17 protein-coding genes are annotated in these 16933 nt (G+C 45.8%); 13 read left to right on the forward strand and 4 right to left on the reverse strand.

All coding sequences use genetic code 11. From position 1 onward, the window contains the following. Positions 1 to 344: 344 nt before the first annotated feature. The 3 genes from G5B43_RS10990 to G5B43_RS11000 are packed head-to-tail and all read left to right on the forward strand — an operon-like array spanning position 345 to position 6170. A complete protein-coding gene (locus tag G5B43_RS10990; protein WP_165294802.1) occupies positions 345 to 1667 on the forward strand; it encodes a TlpA family protein disulfide reductase in 1323 nt (440 codons plus the stop codon). Then, on the forward strand, positions 1664 to 4834 hold the full coding sequence (locus G5B43_RS10995) for a SusC/RagA family TonB-linked outer membrane protein (protein WP_165294803.1): 3171 nt from the start codon (positions 1664 to 1666) through the stop codon (positions 4832 to 4834). The genes G5B43_RS10990 and G5B43_RS10995 overlap by 4 nt, the downstream gene beginning before the upstream one ends. 4 nt (positions 4835 to 4838) lie before the next feature. After that, positions 4839 to 6170, forward strand: a complete 1332-nt coding sequence (locus G5B43_RS11000) for a RagB/SusD family nutrient uptake outer membrane protein (protein WP_165294804.1) — start codon at positions 4839 to 4841, stop codon at positions 6168 to 6170. 56 nt (positions 6171 to 6226) lie between these two features. Here G5B43_RS11000 and G5B43_RS11005 read toward each other — a convergent pair whose 3' ends face one another. Together G5B43_RS11005 and G5B43_RS11010 are read right to left on the reverse strand one after the other, a co-directional pair. After that, a complete protein-coding gene (locus G5B43_RS11005) occupies positions 6227 to 6592 on the reverse strand; it encodes a hypothetical protein (RefSeq protein ID WP_165294805.1) in 366 nt (121 codons plus the stop codon). A gap of 247 nt (positions 6593 to 6839) precedes the next feature. Further along, complete coding sequence (locus G5B43_RS11010) at positions 6840 to 7514, reverse strand: Crp/Fnr family transcriptional regulator (RefSeq protein ID WP_165294806.1); 675 nt, start codon at positions 7512 to 7514, stop codon at positions 6840 to 6842. Between the two features lie 280 nt (positions 7515 to 7794). Here G5B43_RS11010 and G5B43_RS19530 point away from each other — a divergent pair, with 280 nt between their 5' ends. From G5B43_RS19530 to G5B43_RS11055, 10 genes are all read left to right on the forward strand, one after another. Beyond that, the gene (locus G5B43_RS19530; RefSeq protein ID WP_262887182.1) at positions 7795 to 7920 is read left to right on the forward strand and encodes a hypothetical protein; all 126 of its coding nucleotides are present in this window, start codon (positions 7795 to 7797) and stop codon (positions 7918 to 7920) included. Positions 7921 to 7984: 64 nt separating this feature from the next. Further along, positions 7985 to 8944 (forward strand): hypothetical protein, encoded by a 960-nt coding sequence (locus G5B43_RS11015; RefSeq protein WP_165294807.1) that lies wholly within the window; start codon positions 7985 to 7987, stop codon positions 8942 to 8944. Between the two features lie 49 nt (positions 8945 to 8993). Next, complete coding sequence (locus tag G5B43_RS11020; protein WP_165294808.1) at positions 8994 to 10082, forward strand: sensor histidine kinase; 1089 nt, start codon at positions 8994 to 8996, stop codon at positions 10080 to 10082. After that, on the forward strand, positions 10079 to 10819 hold the full coding sequence (locus G5B43_RS11025) for a LytR/AlgR family response regulator transcription factor (RefSeq protein WP_165294809.1): 741 nt from the start codon (positions 10079 to 10081) through the stop codon (positions 10817 to 10819). The genes G5B43_RS11020 and G5B43_RS11025 overlap by 4 nt, the downstream gene beginning before the upstream one ends. An 11-nt stretch (positions 10820 to 10830) precedes the next feature. Next, complete coding sequence (locus tag G5B43_RS11030) at positions 10831 to 11154, forward strand: helix-turn-helix domain-containing protein (RefSeq protein WP_165294810.1); 324 nt, start codon at positions 10831 to 10833, stop codon at positions 11152 to 11154. 15 nt (positions 11155 to 11169) lie between these two features. Next, a complete protein-coding gene (locus G5B43_RS11035; RefSeq protein WP_165294811.1) occupies positions 11170 to 11463 on the forward strand; it encodes a hypothetical protein in 294 nt (97 codons plus the stop codon). A gap of 70 nt (positions 11464 to 11533) precedes the next feature. Continuing rightward, positions 11534 to 12175, forward strand: a complete 642-nt coding sequence (locus G5B43_RS11040) for a DUF6266 family protein (RefSeq protein ID WP_165294812.1) — start codon at positions 11534 to 11536, stop codon at positions 12173 to 12175. A gap of 59 nt (positions 12176 to 12234) precedes the next feature. Further along, positions 12235 to 12621: a hypothetical protein gene (locus tag G5B43_RS11045; protein WP_165294813.1), complete on the forward strand. Its 387-nt coding sequence runs from the start codon at positions 12235 to 12237 to the stop codon at positions 12619 to 12621. Further along, positions 12540 to 13106 (forward strand): CHAP domain-containing protein, encoded by a 567-nt coding sequence (locus G5B43_RS11050; protein ID WP_165294814.1) that lies wholly within the window; start codon positions 12540 to 12542, stop codon positions 13104 to 13106. Before G5B43_RS11045 ends, G5B43_RS11050 begins: the two co-directional genes overlap by 82 nt. 11 nt (positions 13107 to 13117) lie before the next feature. Continuing rightward, positions 13118 to 13555, forward strand: coding sequence for a hypothetical protein (locus G5B43_RS11055; protein ID WP_165294815.1), 438 nt, complete (start codon positions 13118 to 13120; stop codon positions 13553 to 13555). Between the two features lie 207 nt (positions 13556 to 13762). On the opposite strand, the gene G5B43_RS11060 is transcribed toward G5B43_RS11055, so the two are convergent. Continuing rightward, entirely contained in the window at positions 13763 to 14722 is a 960-nt protein-coding gene (locus G5B43_RS11060) for an NDP-sugar synthase (RefSeq protein ID WP_165294816.1), read from the reverse strand. Next, positions 14712 to 16931 carry a DUF4954 family protein gene (locus G5B43_RS11065; RefSeq protein ID WP_165294817.1) on the reverse strand — a complete coding sequence of 740 codons (2220 nt, stop codon included), beginning with the start codon at positions 16929 to 16931 and terminating at the stop codon, positions 14712 to 14714. The genes G5B43_RS11060 and G5B43_RS11065 overlap by 11 nt, the downstream gene beginning before the upstream one ends. Positions 16932 to 16933: the final 2 nt, after the last annotated feature.

Here is a 16933-nt window from a genome sequence, read left to right on the forward strand (position 1 = left end):
ACGGTGGCCGTCCTACGCCTTCTCGGCAGAGCAAGCAATAGGGTGGCTTTTTACATTCATTTTCTTCTCTGCTAGTTTCTCCTCAGCCAGAAAATAGAAGAGTATGAACCAAAAAAAACAACGTTTCAAAAACATTATCAGGAGTCCCGAGTAGCTCGGTAGCCAGCATAAAACCATGGATGCGTGCTACGAAACCGATAACTTACAATTATGAAAAGCCGGACTTCTCGCATTCCAATTTCAACTTATTTACTAACCGCAAAGCGGTAAAAGCTAAGGCTGTTAGATAGCTGCAGAATCTTGCTCCCATAGTTTTTCAACCGCTTCGCATAACACCAAAAAGAATGCAAAAATTATGCAATAGGGAGAGGTATTGCCTTTTCAAATCAAGATATAACAGAAGCCGAACGTTGTTCAGCTTTGCGGTAGCAGGTTTTTGTTTCATGTTGTTTAATCTATCAACAGCCCAGGCGCAGTCTCCCGAGAACGGGGAGGCTGCCGAAGGGCAAACCGAGATTAAACCGCTGCAGATAGGGGATACCGTTCCAGAAGAATTGTGGAACCTCCCTTTGCAGGTCATCAATCATCCAGAAGGAAAGGATACGATTACGTTGGACGACTACCGTGATAAAAAGCTGATTATACTAGATTTTTGGGCGACGTGGTGTGGGAGTTGTATATCCACATTTCCCAAAATTAGCAAAATAGTGGAAGCGAGGAGAGAGTTAGTAAAGGTTTTGCCTGTTAGTTACGAGGAAATGCAGAAGGTAGAAAGGTCTTTCTCGAGTAACAAGGTAATAAAAAACTCCGGAATAGAAGAAACGATCGTGGAAGACAGTGTACTGAAGGCATATTTCCCTCATCGGATAGTTCCTCATTATATATGGTTGGATGGGAACGGTCGTTTCCTATTCCAGACAGATGCATCCTCATTGACGATGGAAAACATAGATTCTGTCATTACAGAAAATCCCGTGAAGTTGACCGCCAAAAGGGACAGTATTTCTTTCGATAAGGACCTTCCCTTTGACGCCAATCAATTCGACGTCGGGAGGAATCTCGAACGTACAGTATTCCTAACGGAAACGCCGGGAATCCCTTCGTTGATGGGACAGCCGAGACCCTTGAGATCCGATAATCAATTCGTGCGGGCATACGCAGTAAACACATCCATCGAGAGGCTGTATGAATTGGCATTTCCTGACCTGATCGGTATACCCCGAAACCGGAGAAAAATAGACGCGGAAATCGACGCAAAGAGCCTTCTATGTTATGAATTTATAGGTAAAGTAGAGCGGAAAGGGGACGTACGGCTTAAGATCAAGGAAGACATAGATGGCTTCTTGGGTGTAACGTCTAACCTAAAACGAGAGGATGTCGATTGCTATACGCTGCAGATTGACGAGGAGCTATACCGAACGCGCGAACACCTCCTTCTAGGTGAGAGGCAGACCGTTTCGAACTGGGTACGGCTCGTGAACAATACTCCGGATAATATTCCGCTGATATGTGATTTCGAGCCTTACAAGATATTCATTCCCCTTCTACCTATAGATGCTTCCTATGCAGAAGCTTCGAAAACTCTAAAGCAATACGGTATTGAGCTTAAAAAAGATAGAAGGGACATTGCTGTGTTCTATTTAAAGGAAAGGAGATCTGAAAAATGAGAACGAAGCCAATTACCGTCCTTATTGTTCTCCTGGTATTTGCGATCCCTTCTCTTGCCCAGCATCGGTTCGATGGTAGGGTAGTAGACGACGAAGGCAAACCGCTAAGCGGCGCTAATGTTTACATAACAGCATTTCAAAAAGGCATACTAACAAACAAAGAAGGAGAATTCAGCTTTGATTCTCCGCTAGATAGCGCGACCGTCAATGTAACCTATGTAGGGTTCAGACCGACTATAACCACTATAGATGCTGAGGGTTTTTCAGAGGTTACATTACATAAACAGGAAAGTACAATTGAAGAGGTTGTCGTTTCCACCGGATATCAAAATATACCAAAGGAAAGGGCCACCGGCTCCTTTGGGGTTGTCTCACAAGCCGATTTGGACAGGCAGTTGTCCTTTGATTTCAAAAGTAGGATGGAGGATGTGGTGCCCGGCATGTTATTCGATAATCGAAGCGCAGGAAACCATATGAAAATTTCGATACGCGGTATGAGTACTTTGTTTTCTAACCTTGACCCGCTTATTATACTTAACCAGGTGCCTTTTGATGGAAACCTCGATGATATCAATCCCAATGACATTGAGTCGGTTTCCGTATTGAAAGATGCTGCTGCGGCATCTATTTGGGGTGCAAGGGCTGGAAATGGTGTGATTGTAATTACAACAAAGAGTGGTCGGAATAGGACGAGCCCTTCGCTGTCTTTTAACGCCAACCTTGGTATAGAGCGAAAGCCCGATATGTCGAGACTTCAGTTGATCTCAAGTAAAGAATTTTTAGAGCTGGAATCTTTCCTGTTTTCTGAGAAATTCTATGATAGTCGTTACACCGACGGATATTCCCGCTTGTCACCATGGGTTTCTGCTCTTTACGAGAATCAAGAGGGAAGACTGTCCGAACCAGACCTGTCTGAGTTATATGAGAATCTTTCTGGAACGGATCTTCGGCAACAACTGAATGACCATGTATATCAACATGCGAATAGACATCAGAGCAACCTTAGCTTACGTGGAGGAACCAAAACGTACCACTATTACTATTCTTTGGGTTACGATCGAAACAAATCTGTATTGAACCAACAGGCAACGCGTATCACCCTCCGTGCAGATCAAAACATAGAGATATCTCCTCGTCTTAGTGCTGATATATCTGTTTTTGGAACGCATAGTGGGCAGACGTCTGCTCATGAAGGATATACGGCGTACTCAACTTTCCCGACGTACACCAAATTAAAAGGCACGGACGGTGAAAATCTTGCGGTCGAAAAGTTCTACAGGAACAGCTTTATAGATGAGACATTAACGGATGGTCTTTTGGACTGGAGTTATCGTCCACTTGATGAACAACAATTCAGCCGGGCTCGATTTAACGAAAATACGGTAAATATAAATTTGGGGCTCCGGTATAGGTTGTCCAAAGAGTTGAATCTAAGTGTATTATATCAACTCGATAAGATGTACGGAACACAGAATACGTTGAACGAATCGGGCTCTTATTTTACGAGGAATATGATCAATCAGTTCTCCCAAGTTTCGGATGTCAACGTTGTTCGGCCCGTTCCTTTTGGTGATATTTTACAGCAATCATTTAACAACAGACAGGGCCAATTGGGGAGGATACAGTTGGACTATCGGCGCGACTGGGGCAATCATAGCATTACCGCGCTCTCGGGAATGGAGGCGAAAACCTTAAGGAATACGGGCAGTTCTTCCTGGATCTTTGGTTACGACGCAAATAACCTGACGTTTTCGAACGTGGATTTTAGCACGATGTTTTCGACATATAGCCCAGATACCGGCTGGCAACGTATTCCGGCAGGTATATCTTTAATGGGGACTACAGGGAAATTTCTTTCTGCGTATACCAATATGGGATATACCTTTATGGATAGGTATTCTCTATCGCTGAGTGCGAGACAGGATGGTTCGAATTTGTTTGGGGTTGATACGAATCAAAAGTTCGTCCCTCTTTGGTCTGCCGGAGGGGCTTGGGATATAGAAAAGGAAACTTTTTTTAACAGTAATCTATTTAATGCACTTAAGATCAGGGCCACATATGGATATAACGGAAATATAAATACAAATGTGTCGTCGTTAACCACGATGACCACTTATACCTATAGCAATATGAATAACCAACCTTTTGGTTCGTTACGGAACCCACCAAATGGTTCGTTGAGGTGGGAAAGGAATGCCATGTTCAACGTTGGCGTAGATTTCTCGATGTTTTCCAATAGTGTAGACGGAAGTGTGGAATATTACCGGAAAAACAGTACAGATCTGATTGGCTATATGCCCATTAACCAAACAACCGGAGCGCGGGATCCGGCCAGTTCGTCCTATAGGTACCTAGGGAATTCCGCATCGACCACTGGTAGCGGTATAGATGTTATGTTAAGGGGAGCGTATGGAGGACGGGAATTTCAAATGTCCAGTACGGCTGTGTTTGGATACGCCGACATCAAGACGTCCCAATATGAGACCGAACCTGCAACTACTGTAGATTATATAAATGGCGGCCAAATCATCTCGCCGATAGTTGGTAGACCGGCATATTCTATTTTCGCTCTACAATGGGAAGGGCTCGATCCCGAAAACGGTGATCCACAAGGTATCCTCAACGGACAAGTAAGTAAAGACTATGCTGCAATATTGACTGAAACGGATCCCTCTGAGCTCGAATATTTCGGGTCAGCTCTTCCTTTGTTTTTCGGTTCGTTTAAGCAGACTTTTGCTTACCGTGGATTCTCATTGTCTGTCATGCTAGCATACCGGCTGGGACATTACTTTAGAAGACCAGGTGTGAGTTACGGCGCATTGTTAAACGGAACCTCTTCTCATTCGGACTACACGTTGCGTTGGAAGGCCAAGGGAGACGAGGCTCTTACCGATGTACCGTCATTTCAGTTTCCGCTTGATCCGAACAGGGACAATTTCTATGCCCGTTCGGCAGCACTGATCGGAAAAGCTGACAATATTAGGCTCCGTGATATAAGCTTGAGCTATATCTTTCCCAAGATATTAGGGATAAGGGATATGACTTTTCAGTTCTATGCGCGAAATCTCGGTATTATCTGGAAAGCCGACGACGGAGAAATAGATCCTGAGTATGGAGCATTGGGAATCCGCCCGGAGTATTCTGTGGGCATTAAAGTAAACTTATGAGGAGATGAAAAGAGGAATATTTTTTGGAGCCGGCGCTACATTTTTGGTAATGGCGCTGATGGCCTGCGAGAAGTTTTTGGATACAAAACCCAACGACTCGCTGAGTACCATTGAAACGATAGAAGAGTTAACCAGACTTTTAAACAACACCGATATCATGAACTCGGCATTTCCGGTGTTGCAGGAAGGAGGAACAGATAACGTCTATGTGTTGCCCGAGGCATGGGCAGCATTAACAAACATCGCCGCAAAGAATTTCTACATATGGAATGATGATATTTTCGGTGACAGTGATTTTAATGAATGGTCCTGTTTATATGAAATGATATATTACGCAAATGTGGTGCTGGAAAAGCTTCCTGATGTTGATGGAGATCTCAGTCAAAAGAACCTTCTGAAAGGTCGAGCTTTATTTTTTCGTGCTTTTGCGCATTATGAAGCCGCACAAATATTTGCGCCGGTCTATGACCCTATGATCGATAATTCGATGAGTAAGGGAATTCCTATACGGACAACTGCAGATGTAAGTGCTACGATAGAGTGGGCGGATTTGGAAAAAACATATGTGCATATCAAGCATGATGTTATGGAAGCCCTGGAATTGCTTCCAGACTTGGCCGAACATAAAACTGATCCTTCAAAGCAAGCTGCATTTGCTTTGCTGGCGAGGATTTGCCTTGCGATGTCAGATTATGAATCAGCAAAGGATTTTGCTTCACGGGCGCTGGCAATCCAAGATGATCTTTTAGATTATAGTGAGCTAGACCCGGCCTCAAATTATCCCATTGCTATTGGCAATAAAGAGGTAATTTTTCACGCTGCCACCTTTGGTCGCCCCATCTTGAATCTCGCAAACGGCCGGATAGATACTGGCCTTTACAGCAAGTATGAAGATAACGATTACCGAAAGGAGATTTTCTTTCGCGACCGTGGAGGCACTTATTCCTTTAAGGGAAGCTATACGGGAAGTTCCGTACTTTTTAGTGGCTTGACTACAGCAGAATTATATTTGGTGCTGTCTGAATGTGAGGTCAGACTAGGAAATGTTATTGAAAGCTTGAGCTATATCAATCCCCTGTTGGAAAAGCGCTTTGATGGTTCATTCACGTCTATCGACACGCCGGACGCAGAGAGTTTATTGGTGATAATTTTGGAAGAACGTAGAAAAGAGCTGGTTTTTCGTGGACTTCGCTGGATGGATCTAAAACGGCTGAACCTTGATGTTCGATTTCAGAAAGTAATTACAAGAGAATTGTTTGGAAATACGTATGTCTTACTGCCCCAAAGTGAAAAGTATGTGGTGCCCGCCCCAAGGCTTGTTTACGCAGTCGATTAATTATGAAGATAGCCGTATTGTACGGCTATCTTTCTGTTTACCTCTTAAAAGGGATTTTATTCCGCCTTCATTCGGGTTTCTACTATGCTGCCTGAAGATAAATCGGGGATATCCGGATTATCTTGATCTGGCTGGGCATGCACGGCACAAACTTGATCCTCTCCAGTAGGACATGAAGGTGGGTTCTGTCCTGCATTGGGAGTGAGGGTGTAGTTCAACGGATTGGACGCGTCACCGTCATTAAGATTATCCGTAAATTCGTACCACTGTGGTGCGAGAACGACTTTCTCCGTTTTAGCTTTTACCTCGTTCTCTTTTTTACCTCCTTCATGTGTATTTGCTTTAGCGGAAATGGTACCCACCATAAACAACGCAAATAATGAAATTCCTGCGCTTAGCGCTTTTATATTTAATGTAGCCATATGGCAAATAATTTAATGTTTTTCTAAATTTTTGTTTAATCTTGGTTAAACGGCATGCCCTACCGCAAGAATAGACATCTGCAGATGCCTTGGACATTTGTTAACACACCCCGTGGGGGAATACCGCAAATTTTCTTTTATACTTTTCCATTTCTATTTCGTTTTAACATCCAGAAAACAGCACGTGTCATCCTACATTTCAAAGATCGATACAGAAAATGCTGAATATCAGCCCCATCAGGAGGAGCTATTTTTTAGGTCTTTTGCCGGTCAGCAGGAAATAACTGGCCTCTTGGACGGTCCGCCTTGAAATCCCCAGAAAATCGGCCTGTTCGCGTTGATTGGTGACCTGGCGTATTTCGGGCATCAATTTGTCAAACAGAAGGTAGCGCTCGAAGGGAGAGGTGCTGTGCAGAATCTGAATGTGCGCTTCCAGCTGTCGTTTCTTTTTATGGGTCAGGATATCGATCAATGTTTCGATAGCGGGCTCTCCTGTCTTAAAGGTTTTGATTGCCCTATAGGAAATGCCAACCACAATGCCCGAGCGGAGCGCCACAATATCACCTTCGTGCGGTGTGTTGCGGTACAGATGGGTGGTACTGGTCAGCGCCAGTCCGGGCAACGCTATGCTCATGATTTTTCGTTTAGCAACCCCATTGACTTCCATGTCGATTATCCGGCCAAGTATTCCCTCACATACGAAATAGACCTTCTTGGTTCGATCGCCCGACCAAGACAATACTTCTCCTCTACGTACCCCCATTACATCGATATGCTGACGCGCCCATTGCACATGCCATGGGCTGAGGTCGCAATAACGCGACCAGAATGCAAGCAGTGCGCGCAGTCCTGGATTATGCTTTCGGATGCGTTTAGCTTGCCGGTTCTCAAATAGGTCTGATTTTGAGTGCTTGTAGCTCATAGTCAGATAGATAGTGTGCTGTGTAAAGGTGCAAACAATATTTTATGGATTTTTTTTGTACTGGACATTTGGCGTTTGCTCCCCGTTTGAACCGATTTGCCCCGGAAATCTGGGGCAAACTGCGAATGTGAGGAGGCAAGCCACAGATGTTAGCCAAGGATTTGGAACAGGTTTTTTTAACACTAATCTTTACCGCAGATCGATCTAAAAGTCTTCAGGCCGGAAGCCGTTAAAGGTAGTGCGAGACTACCGTATGGTTTTATTTTAATGGATAAGAAACATGGATACACAATTGTTTTTAGATCTATACGCCCTATTGGATGTCGCCTCCATCTCAGTCGATGAGATGATGGAAATGGCATCTAAGGAAGCTCCTCGGAAATGCAAAATAGTTTTTCCGACATAGATGAATGTAATGTGTACGGCCGCTCGTGCCGTACACTTTTATAAACCTAAACGTAATTACAAACATGAATTTTATTTGGGAAAGCATCCAAACCGATAGGGATGCAACAGAATGGATGGAATTTGCATTTTTCTCAGCCAACTTTCAACATATTATGCAACTATATGGTCATCCGTTACAACTACGATATTTCGATCAGACGGTAAAATTTGCCCAGCAACAGGCGACGGCCGATCTATCTACTGGATTGGCGACAGCTTGTAGCCCGATGCTAAGCCAAGCTTTGGAAAATAACGCCGTTATCGTGACGTTTCACTTCGGGTTCTACCGGACCATTCCCGTGTCCTTGCTCGGCATGGGATACCGTGTAGCGATCTTGGTTTCGCGGGAGGTGTTTGAAAGCCAGCGGGCGTTTTATGCCCAGGCGCTCCAACCCGAATGGTTTGCCCGGCTGCTATTTGTACTGGCAGAGGATCCGCAGCTGTTTTTCAGGATTCGACAGCTAAGGGAGCAAGGATATCAAGTACTATGTTACGCCGACGGCGGTGCCGGCGCAAAGCAGGCACAGGGGGGAACCGAAAAAAGAACGCAGGTTAGGCTCGGCGAAGCCTATCTGCAGGCGAGATCTGGTTTTGCGGATATGGCTTATTTGCTCCAAGCGCCCCTTTGTGTGCTGATGCCGCCAGCCACACAACCAACGGCAGGTTGGGAGTTACAGGAGCGCGAAATCCACTCGGCAAAGGAGCATCCATCGCGGCAAGCATATGTAGAAAAAGTGATGCATAGCGCTTATGGGCATTTGGACAGCGCGATAAGGCAGACGCCGCACGGCTGGGAATGCTGGTTTTACCTGCACCGCACCATGCAGCCTCGCTCGTTCATGGAGGGCTGGCCCATCGCTGAGCGGTTTATACCGCTTCTCCATGGCCAACAAGGCTTTGTACTGGATAAAGGCCTGTACAGGGTGTATCGCTTAAAGGAATCGAAACTGAAAAAAATAGCTGAATTAATTTTGCAGCATTAGGTAAAATTTTTAATTTAAAGGATTCTATCAACGAAATTACCAAACGCACATGATCAGTTTGACCATCAAAAGGGAACACCTTGGCTTTTGGGTGCTCTATGGGCTTTACTTTTATGTATTGAATGCATTGGGAAATGAGGAAATGACGATAGGAACTGCCTTCCTCTCGCTGCCCTTCTTTGCCTTCGTATTTTACACGGTTCATTACATCATAAAACGGTTCTTCGCCCCCCGGCGCTATTTAATTGGTGCATTGATGCTGGTCTGCTTTTATATCTTTTCATCCTCTCTCATTTACATGCTTTCTTATGGGCAAAGCGATGCGTTAGTGTATGGAAAGTATATTGTTGCTGATTACGAGTTCAACTGGCGGGAATTCTTACAAACGTTGTTGGTCCTCCACGGGCATTTTAGCATACTCGCGCTTTTGTATTTTTACTACCGCGAACAGCTGCGTATTACACAAGAAAAGCTGGCTGAAGCCGAACGGAGGCTGGCATTGGAGCAACAGAAGGTGGCGCTGGAGGAGCAAAAAAGGCGTTATGAATATGCGGCGCTGGCTGCTCAAGTAAGTCCGCACATGATGGCCAATATCTTTCAAAACTGGAAACAGGAGCTAAAGACCCTCAAACCGGAGCTTGGTCGGCAGGTTGATAGACTGTATCACCTCATGCGCTTCTATATGGAGGCGGATCATCCCGATCGCTTTCGGACTATTTTGTTGGACGACGAGGTTGAAGCCGTGTACAACTATATTGAGGTCCGACGGGAAGGCTCGGACTGCGAATTCTTCATAGACTTCGATATAGCCGGTAATCTGGAGAGATTCTCCGTACCGCCGACGACCTTATTGACACTGGTCGAAAACGCATTCAAATATGGTGAGGTTGAGCATCCAGATTTTCCGGTCCGCGTCCAGGTCCGTATCCAACAAGCGGGCTATCGCATCACAGTAGAAAACAGAAAAGCACGCGTCGACAAAAATGTCGTAAGCCACGGGTACGGGCTGAAAAACCTCGAGCGGCGCTTGGAAATCTTATACGATTCCCAGGCGTCCATAACTATTAACGATACAGAAGAATATTACCACGTTATTATCTTAATCGAATTTGAACACTTGAAACATCTATTATCATGAGAACATTGACAGCAATTATTATTGACGACCAACAGTTAGCCATTGACCACATTCTAGACCTGACTAAAGAAATCGACTACGTGGAAATCGTAGCAACTTTTACAGACGAAAAACTCGCGCGGGGCTTTATCCAAGTGAATCCTGTGGATTTTATTATCCTTGATGTCGAGATGAAACACACGAATGCCTTCCGGTTTCTGAGAACGCTACCCGATCCGAAAATACCTACAATTCTCTACACAGGGCATCAACAATACGAAGACCAGGGCTATGAACGCGACATGGTGGATGTTCTTCTGAAGCCTGTTAGTGAAAGCCGTCTAATGGCAGCATTACGGCGGATGCATAAGAATTTTAGCGCCAAAACTTCAGCCGACGACAGCTTGGGTGCTCATGAGCATTATTTTCAGATCAAAGGTCCCGTCCGGGCTGGACGGCAAATGGTGCGGCTAAAGGAGCTTGTGTATGTGGCTTCCGAAGGAGGAAAGATTATCATCCACTTAGTCGATGGGCAGAAACTGGAGAGTGCCGTGTCGTTTAAGGCTGTTATGAGCAAGTTGCCCCGGAAATGGTTTAAGCAATGTTACCAAAATATCGCTTTCAACGTGAATTTCTACGCAGGTTACCGTGAAAAGCAGGTTCTATTGACCGTTACCGATAAGACCTTGCCTACGGGAGGTAAAGATCGATATACGGATTTTTATGCGTTTGTGGATAGCAATTTATTAGAGGATTAAACGGGAAAAACATGAAAGATAAAAAGAAAAATAGTAAAGAATATATGAAATGGCGGGCTAGAACGACCGCTAAAATACTGCTGACTAAAAAAGCGGTGTATCAAGAGATCTGGGCGCTATTGCGTAAGCGCGCATCTGCCGAAGTGGATACGCAACTCCTATCGGCGAAAGACGTTCAGGCCCTGTTTAAAATTGGCCATAGCACCTACTATCGTTGGATTGCCTCGGGGTGGCTAAATCCTACACGAATACATGGACGCCATTATTTCCCAAAAGAAGAAATTATGGTCCTTTTGGAAAAACGTCGGTATCGATCTCGCGGCGGATTAGGATGACCATTTCTTCGGGCGTTGTTCGGGTACTCTTCGGGAGCTGTTCGAGTGGCCTTCGGGACCGCTTCGGGACTGCCTCGGGACTGGTTCGCTTTTCGTTCGGGTGCTGTTCGGCTGCGTGCCGAACAGCACCCGAACACCATTCGAACACTATCCGAAGCCCACTCGAAGAAATCCCCTACGTGGCTCGAACGGTTCCCGAACGAAATCCATACTGCTCCCGAACATTTTTCGAACGGCTATCCCATAATATCCCGAGTTGTCCCAAATTATCCCTTTAATTTTTTGACCATCGAAACCGCTATACTTTAGCTCCCGATATCACAGAATAGATGGCCGAGCATGCCGGCCGATGGTTTAATAAATTTAATAACATAAAAAAATGGCAAAGTTTTTAAAAGGGATTCACGGAGCGTATTCCGGAAAAGTAGGAAATGTAGTGGGTAGCAACTGGCGGCAGGTAGATTATGTCCGCTCGCTGCCAAAACCTAATAAGAAACCGGCGACACCAGATCAATTAGCGCAACGGGCAAGATTTGGATTGGCTGTCTCGTTTCTTTCACCGATCAATGATCTACTGAAACTGGGTTTTTCGGACAAACAACAGGGTAAATCAACGGGGTATAACCGCGCGCTTCAACACCTGATCAATCATGGTATCAGAGGCGACCACCCCGAATACGAGATCGATTACGAAGGAGTAGTGATCGCTCGAGGAGGTCTGTCAAATTTGATGGGCGTATCTTGGGAGGAAACTGCACCGAAAAGTATAGAGGTAAGCTGGTTGCCCGAGCTCAACAAATTCAATGCGTTTTCGGATGATTCGGTGATTTTACTGTTCTATAACGTCGAACGCTCGTTCTTCAGTATCCTGGAAGATGGAACACGAGCGGATGGTAGTCTGGCATTTACGTTGCCAGATGTTTACGAAGGAGACCGTATCGTTGGTTGGGTGTTCACCGGACACCGCGACGGCGTGAAGACCTCCAGTAGTTTTTATCTTGGCGAGATCACGATTTCGTAATGACAATGGGCACTCCGCGTGAGTGCCCTTGTTCTATCTTGCTTAATATAATAAAAAAAATGAGAACATTACAAACAAAAAGCCCGTGGCTTATCAAGGATATTGCCATGGAACTCTCTGGAAAACATAAGGTCGCATTGGCATTGCTTTTTCTGCTGGGCGCCTTCCTACTGGCAGGCACGATATTGCAGCTTATTGATCCGACCGCAGCGACATTGGACATCGGCATCCTATCGGTGTTGTTACTCGGCCTGCTTGGCGGCATGGCAACAGTATTCTGCAGCCTTTGGTTGCAGGAAATCCTATGGCAGCCGTTCAAATTCTTTCGTAAGAATCTAGTTTATCACATCCAACAATTAACATCATGGCAACAATGTATCCTTTACTTTTCGGTATTCTTTTTATTGCTGTATGCAGCGATATGGATCCTATCCATCATACTGTAAACGCGCAAACTTCTTTGTGTCAAGGAAATGGCGATAGTCCGATCCGCGCCCGGATCGTCGAAATAGCGACAGCCGAGATCGGTATAAGGGAAGCCACCGGCAATAACGATGGTGTACGTGTGGAGGCCTACCTAGCCTACACAGGCTTACGAGCTGGACATGCCTGGTGTGCCGCCTTTGTTTCCTGGTGCTATGGGCAGACAGGCTTAGCCGAGCCCCGGAATCCTTGGAGCCCGGCGTTGTTTCCCAATGCGCGGACATATTGTAGAACTGATGCCTGTCGTGGTTCGAAAACAAGCACCCGGATAAGACCCGCGGATATTTTCGGTATCTACAGTCATAGTGCCAAACGGATTAATCACGTGGGGCTGGTGCGAAGCATAGCAGGGAAATACCTGCTCACGATAGAGGGTAATGTAAACAATAGCGTTTTGTCAAAAAGGAGGCACCTTTCGACCGTTTATGCCTTGGCCGATTGGCTGTAATCGTATTAAAAATGAAACAGACATTTATTTTATTCATTATCGTAACCTTAATCTCCTGTCGTTCCTATCGGGAAAGGTCATTGCACGAGAGCGGGAGGAGCACCTTATCCGAAGCTGGCACAATCGTGCGGTACGGCTTTCAGTTCACGGATAAAGATAGTCTGGACCGCACCTGGTATTTTGCTACGGACAGTGTGTTGTATTTCCATCCCGAATATGGATTGATCAGCAACGGCGGGTATATCCATTTCCTCGAGAGTCAGATCGGCCTGCAGCAGTTGCAGGTCGAGGTTGACTCCGTCGAAGAGAAGCAACGGGCGGAGATAGCCACGCAGACACAGGATCATGAATCGCGAACCCGGTACAGCATCCCATGGTGGATTTGGGGATTGGGTGGGTTAAGCATTATCGCAGCCATAATCGCTCGAAGGGTTTACGGCAGAGGGTAGATATAAGCGAGAAGTGTACCGCCTATCCCTGTAGTTGCCAATTATACATCATGAGCCGATTGCAAGTTTTATTCGGCTCATTAATCAATCTTTCAAAAACGCTCAGATCGGGCCTATCGCAATCGAAAAGCAAGTACTAAGTTAAAACCTACTGACAATCGGCCGATGTAAAACACTGTTTACATCGGCCGAAATTGACAAATTGAATTAAAAATCTAAATAAAGGCTAGCATCTACCTGTTTTTTGGCTTCCCATACCGCCGGTGGGTATGCACCATTCGCTACTAAGAAAGCAATACTCTCTTTCACCACCTCTTTATCTTCCTTGTAGGTTACACCGAACCATTTAGCGGAGGTAGGCAATACAGCACAGCTTGCCATGCCTTGCTTCACCATATAGTCAGGGATATCAGGGATAAAAAATTCAGCTTTTGGGTTTTCCTTATGCTTCTCCACGAAATCAGGGAAAAGCGCACGGGCCACCTCAAGCACCTTCGGTGTAAAACCCCAGAAATTCATAGAGACGCGCGCGTCAGGGGCTAATTCGTGTTCTGTACCATGCTCTTCGTAGACAATGTGCTCCTCTTGGTCGTTGTACCGACGATAAATATTGGTGCGCTCGGTCACGCCGCGCATATAACCGTTCTGATCGACATCGCATACGCCGCGGGAAACATACCCATAATCAGACAACGTCTTACCGACCTCAAAGCCAACCATGGCCATTTTATCATCTGCTGCTTCGCGCTGCAAAAATTGGCTCATTTTTTCGAATGCTTCATAACCATAAAAGTCATCTGCATTGATTACACAAAAAGGCCCGTCGATCTCCTGCTCGGCGCTCATCACAGCATGTCCCGTTCCCCAGGGCTTCTGGCGTTCAATATCAAGATCGATCCCGAACTTACGCAGGTTAAAATCCTGAAAAGCATAGGCTACCTCAATTTTGCCGCGCAGTTTATCATCGAAGTTTTCTTTCATGATGTCTAGGAATTCCTCGCGGATCACAAAAACGACTTTTCCGAATCCCGCTCTGATGGCGTCGTAAATGGAATAATCAATAATTTTCTCTTGGTTGGGACCAAACCCGTCCACCTGTTTAGCCGATCCATAACGGCTGGCCATACCAGCCGCTAAGATGACCAGCGTAGGTCTCTTATTCAGCATGATTCTTTATTTTTTTTAGTTCTAGAATGATGTTATTAATCGTCGTTTCCATCGTTTGGCATTCTTGTTCCTGCTTTCTGATAAAGGCATTATCGCGTAGTGCGCCGACAACCTTATTCATCTCATTGTCGTTGCCATATACCATTTTGCGGAAAGGGTTGGTATAGTCCTTTTCCCTGGACCGAAAAATTTGGGTACATAACCATTTTTTTGTTTCCAGCGTATCGCGTAGCAAATGCAATAGCCATTCCAAGTCATGCTCATTTTGCCAAGGCGCTCCGCCTTGCAGCTCCGCATAAGATGCCAGTGCATGTTGTAGACGTGCCATCGGATAAGAAGCGCTGGTTTCGTGATACCAACTATGAATCTCTTCCCAAGAATCTATTTCGCCCGTTTTCAGGCGTTCCAATACCCCTTGAAGTTCCTCCACGTCCACCAGCTGTCCGCCGACATTATCGAATGTGGCACGACCTGTATCCCCGAGGGTGTCAAGCAACAATAGGAATTCGCCCATCGAAACGCGATCGAGCGCAGTCATAACCTCCGATCCTGCATAGTAGGCAATCATGCGCCTATATACTTGATAAGCTTCGTAAGGTTTTGCAAGCACGACATCCCGTTTTGAGCATTCTACCCCCTCAATCAGTACTTCGCCCAACGGAGTAGGTTCGTTGCTAAGCAGGACGGATTGTCCTATTTCGCGATACGCCATATCGTTTAAGCCTGATTTTCCGGACAAAGATTTGCCTGCGGCCAATTCGATAATCTCCAGGCCTTCAAACATCGCGTTTACGGTGTCTGGTGCCAGAATATCGTATTCAAAGTACTGGTTTTTTAGCTTTCTATTGTCTCGGCCGGCAAATTTATCAGTATTCCGCATCAGCGCATAGGCATTGTATAAAAACCAATAGCCCGGTAACAGCACTAAACGGTCGTTTTTCAGATCTAAACTTACCAACGAAAAGGGAAGCCGGATATCCAGCTCATACAGGAAATCTCCCTTTACAAGTAGCGTATAAGCGGCAAAGCGGGAGTTATGCTTCAAGCTGACGCATAAGCCTGGCCAGAACCCACGCTCGGCAATAATCTCGCCGTCTGCGCCCCGGGAGTTATGGTTGGATCCTACGGTAGCTCCCGCCGCCATGTTACTCTGTCCTTTCACCAATGCAGCACATAAAAAGGAGTTGTTGTGATGCTGCTCATGCGCAGGGAAGATTAGCGCATTAAGCACTTCGCAACAGGAAATTGTTGAATTGTCGCCTAAGAACGAATTGATCAAGCGTGCACCGTATTTCAGTTGCGAAAACGAAGAAAGAAAGAAACGGACTGCCTTCACACCGTAAAAAACGCGGCAACCGAAACCGATAATACCGTTTACGAGTTCACAGCCCTCGCCAATCTGCGTGATGGCATCGGAGCGTGAGTTTACCGTTACATTCTTTAATTTATTGATGCCTTTGATGTAGGCGTAGGCGCCAATGTGGACATCTTTGATGGTCTTGGAATTTTTTATGACGACGCCCTCACCTACGACGCTGTAATACCCTCTTCGCCGATCAAATTTTTTATCGGTGATTTCCTGAAAGCGACGTTGAAGGATATCATCATCGCGGTATCGGGTCCAGAGATAGGCATCTGATACTTGCATACCCTCAAAAGCCGTAACCGCTCGTTTTCCATTCTCGTTACACAGCTCCAGCACGATACGTTGCTCTTCTTGCTCGCCCTCTTTCACGATGCCGTTTCCAAACTTCGCTACAGGGCTGGTTAACATTTCGTCAATGGAAGAAAGCATCACTTCCCTTTCCAATATAAAGTGTGCTAGGTATTTGACGTTGTGGACGGCCGCATCTGGACCGATATCACAGCTCACAACGTGGCTGTTATAGATGCCTACCGGTAGCTCCAACCCCTTGTGTTCCAGTATAGAAGGTGTCATGTCGCCAATCCGCACCAAGCCGGAAAAGGATGAATTTCGGATCATGTCCGGGAGGAAGTGTGCCGTCACCCTAACGTTATCCCAGTTTGTAGCATAATTGCCATTGCAAATCAGGAGCTGCTTTTCCTGTTCTGTTAACGGACGATAGGCAATCGTGTCCTTTTGTTGTTCAAAGCGTCTGCTATATTCCGATTCTCCTGCTGATAGATAGGGGGCATCTACGAAGCCGTAGCCGAAGTCGGATACTGTTCTCTTCTGAATTTTTCCCATAG

The sequence above is a fragment of the Sphingobacterium sp. SGR-19 genome (assembly GCF_011043555.1).
GTDB lineage: Bacteria > Bacteroidota > Bacteroidia > Sphingobacteriales > Sphingobacteriaceae > Sphingobacterium.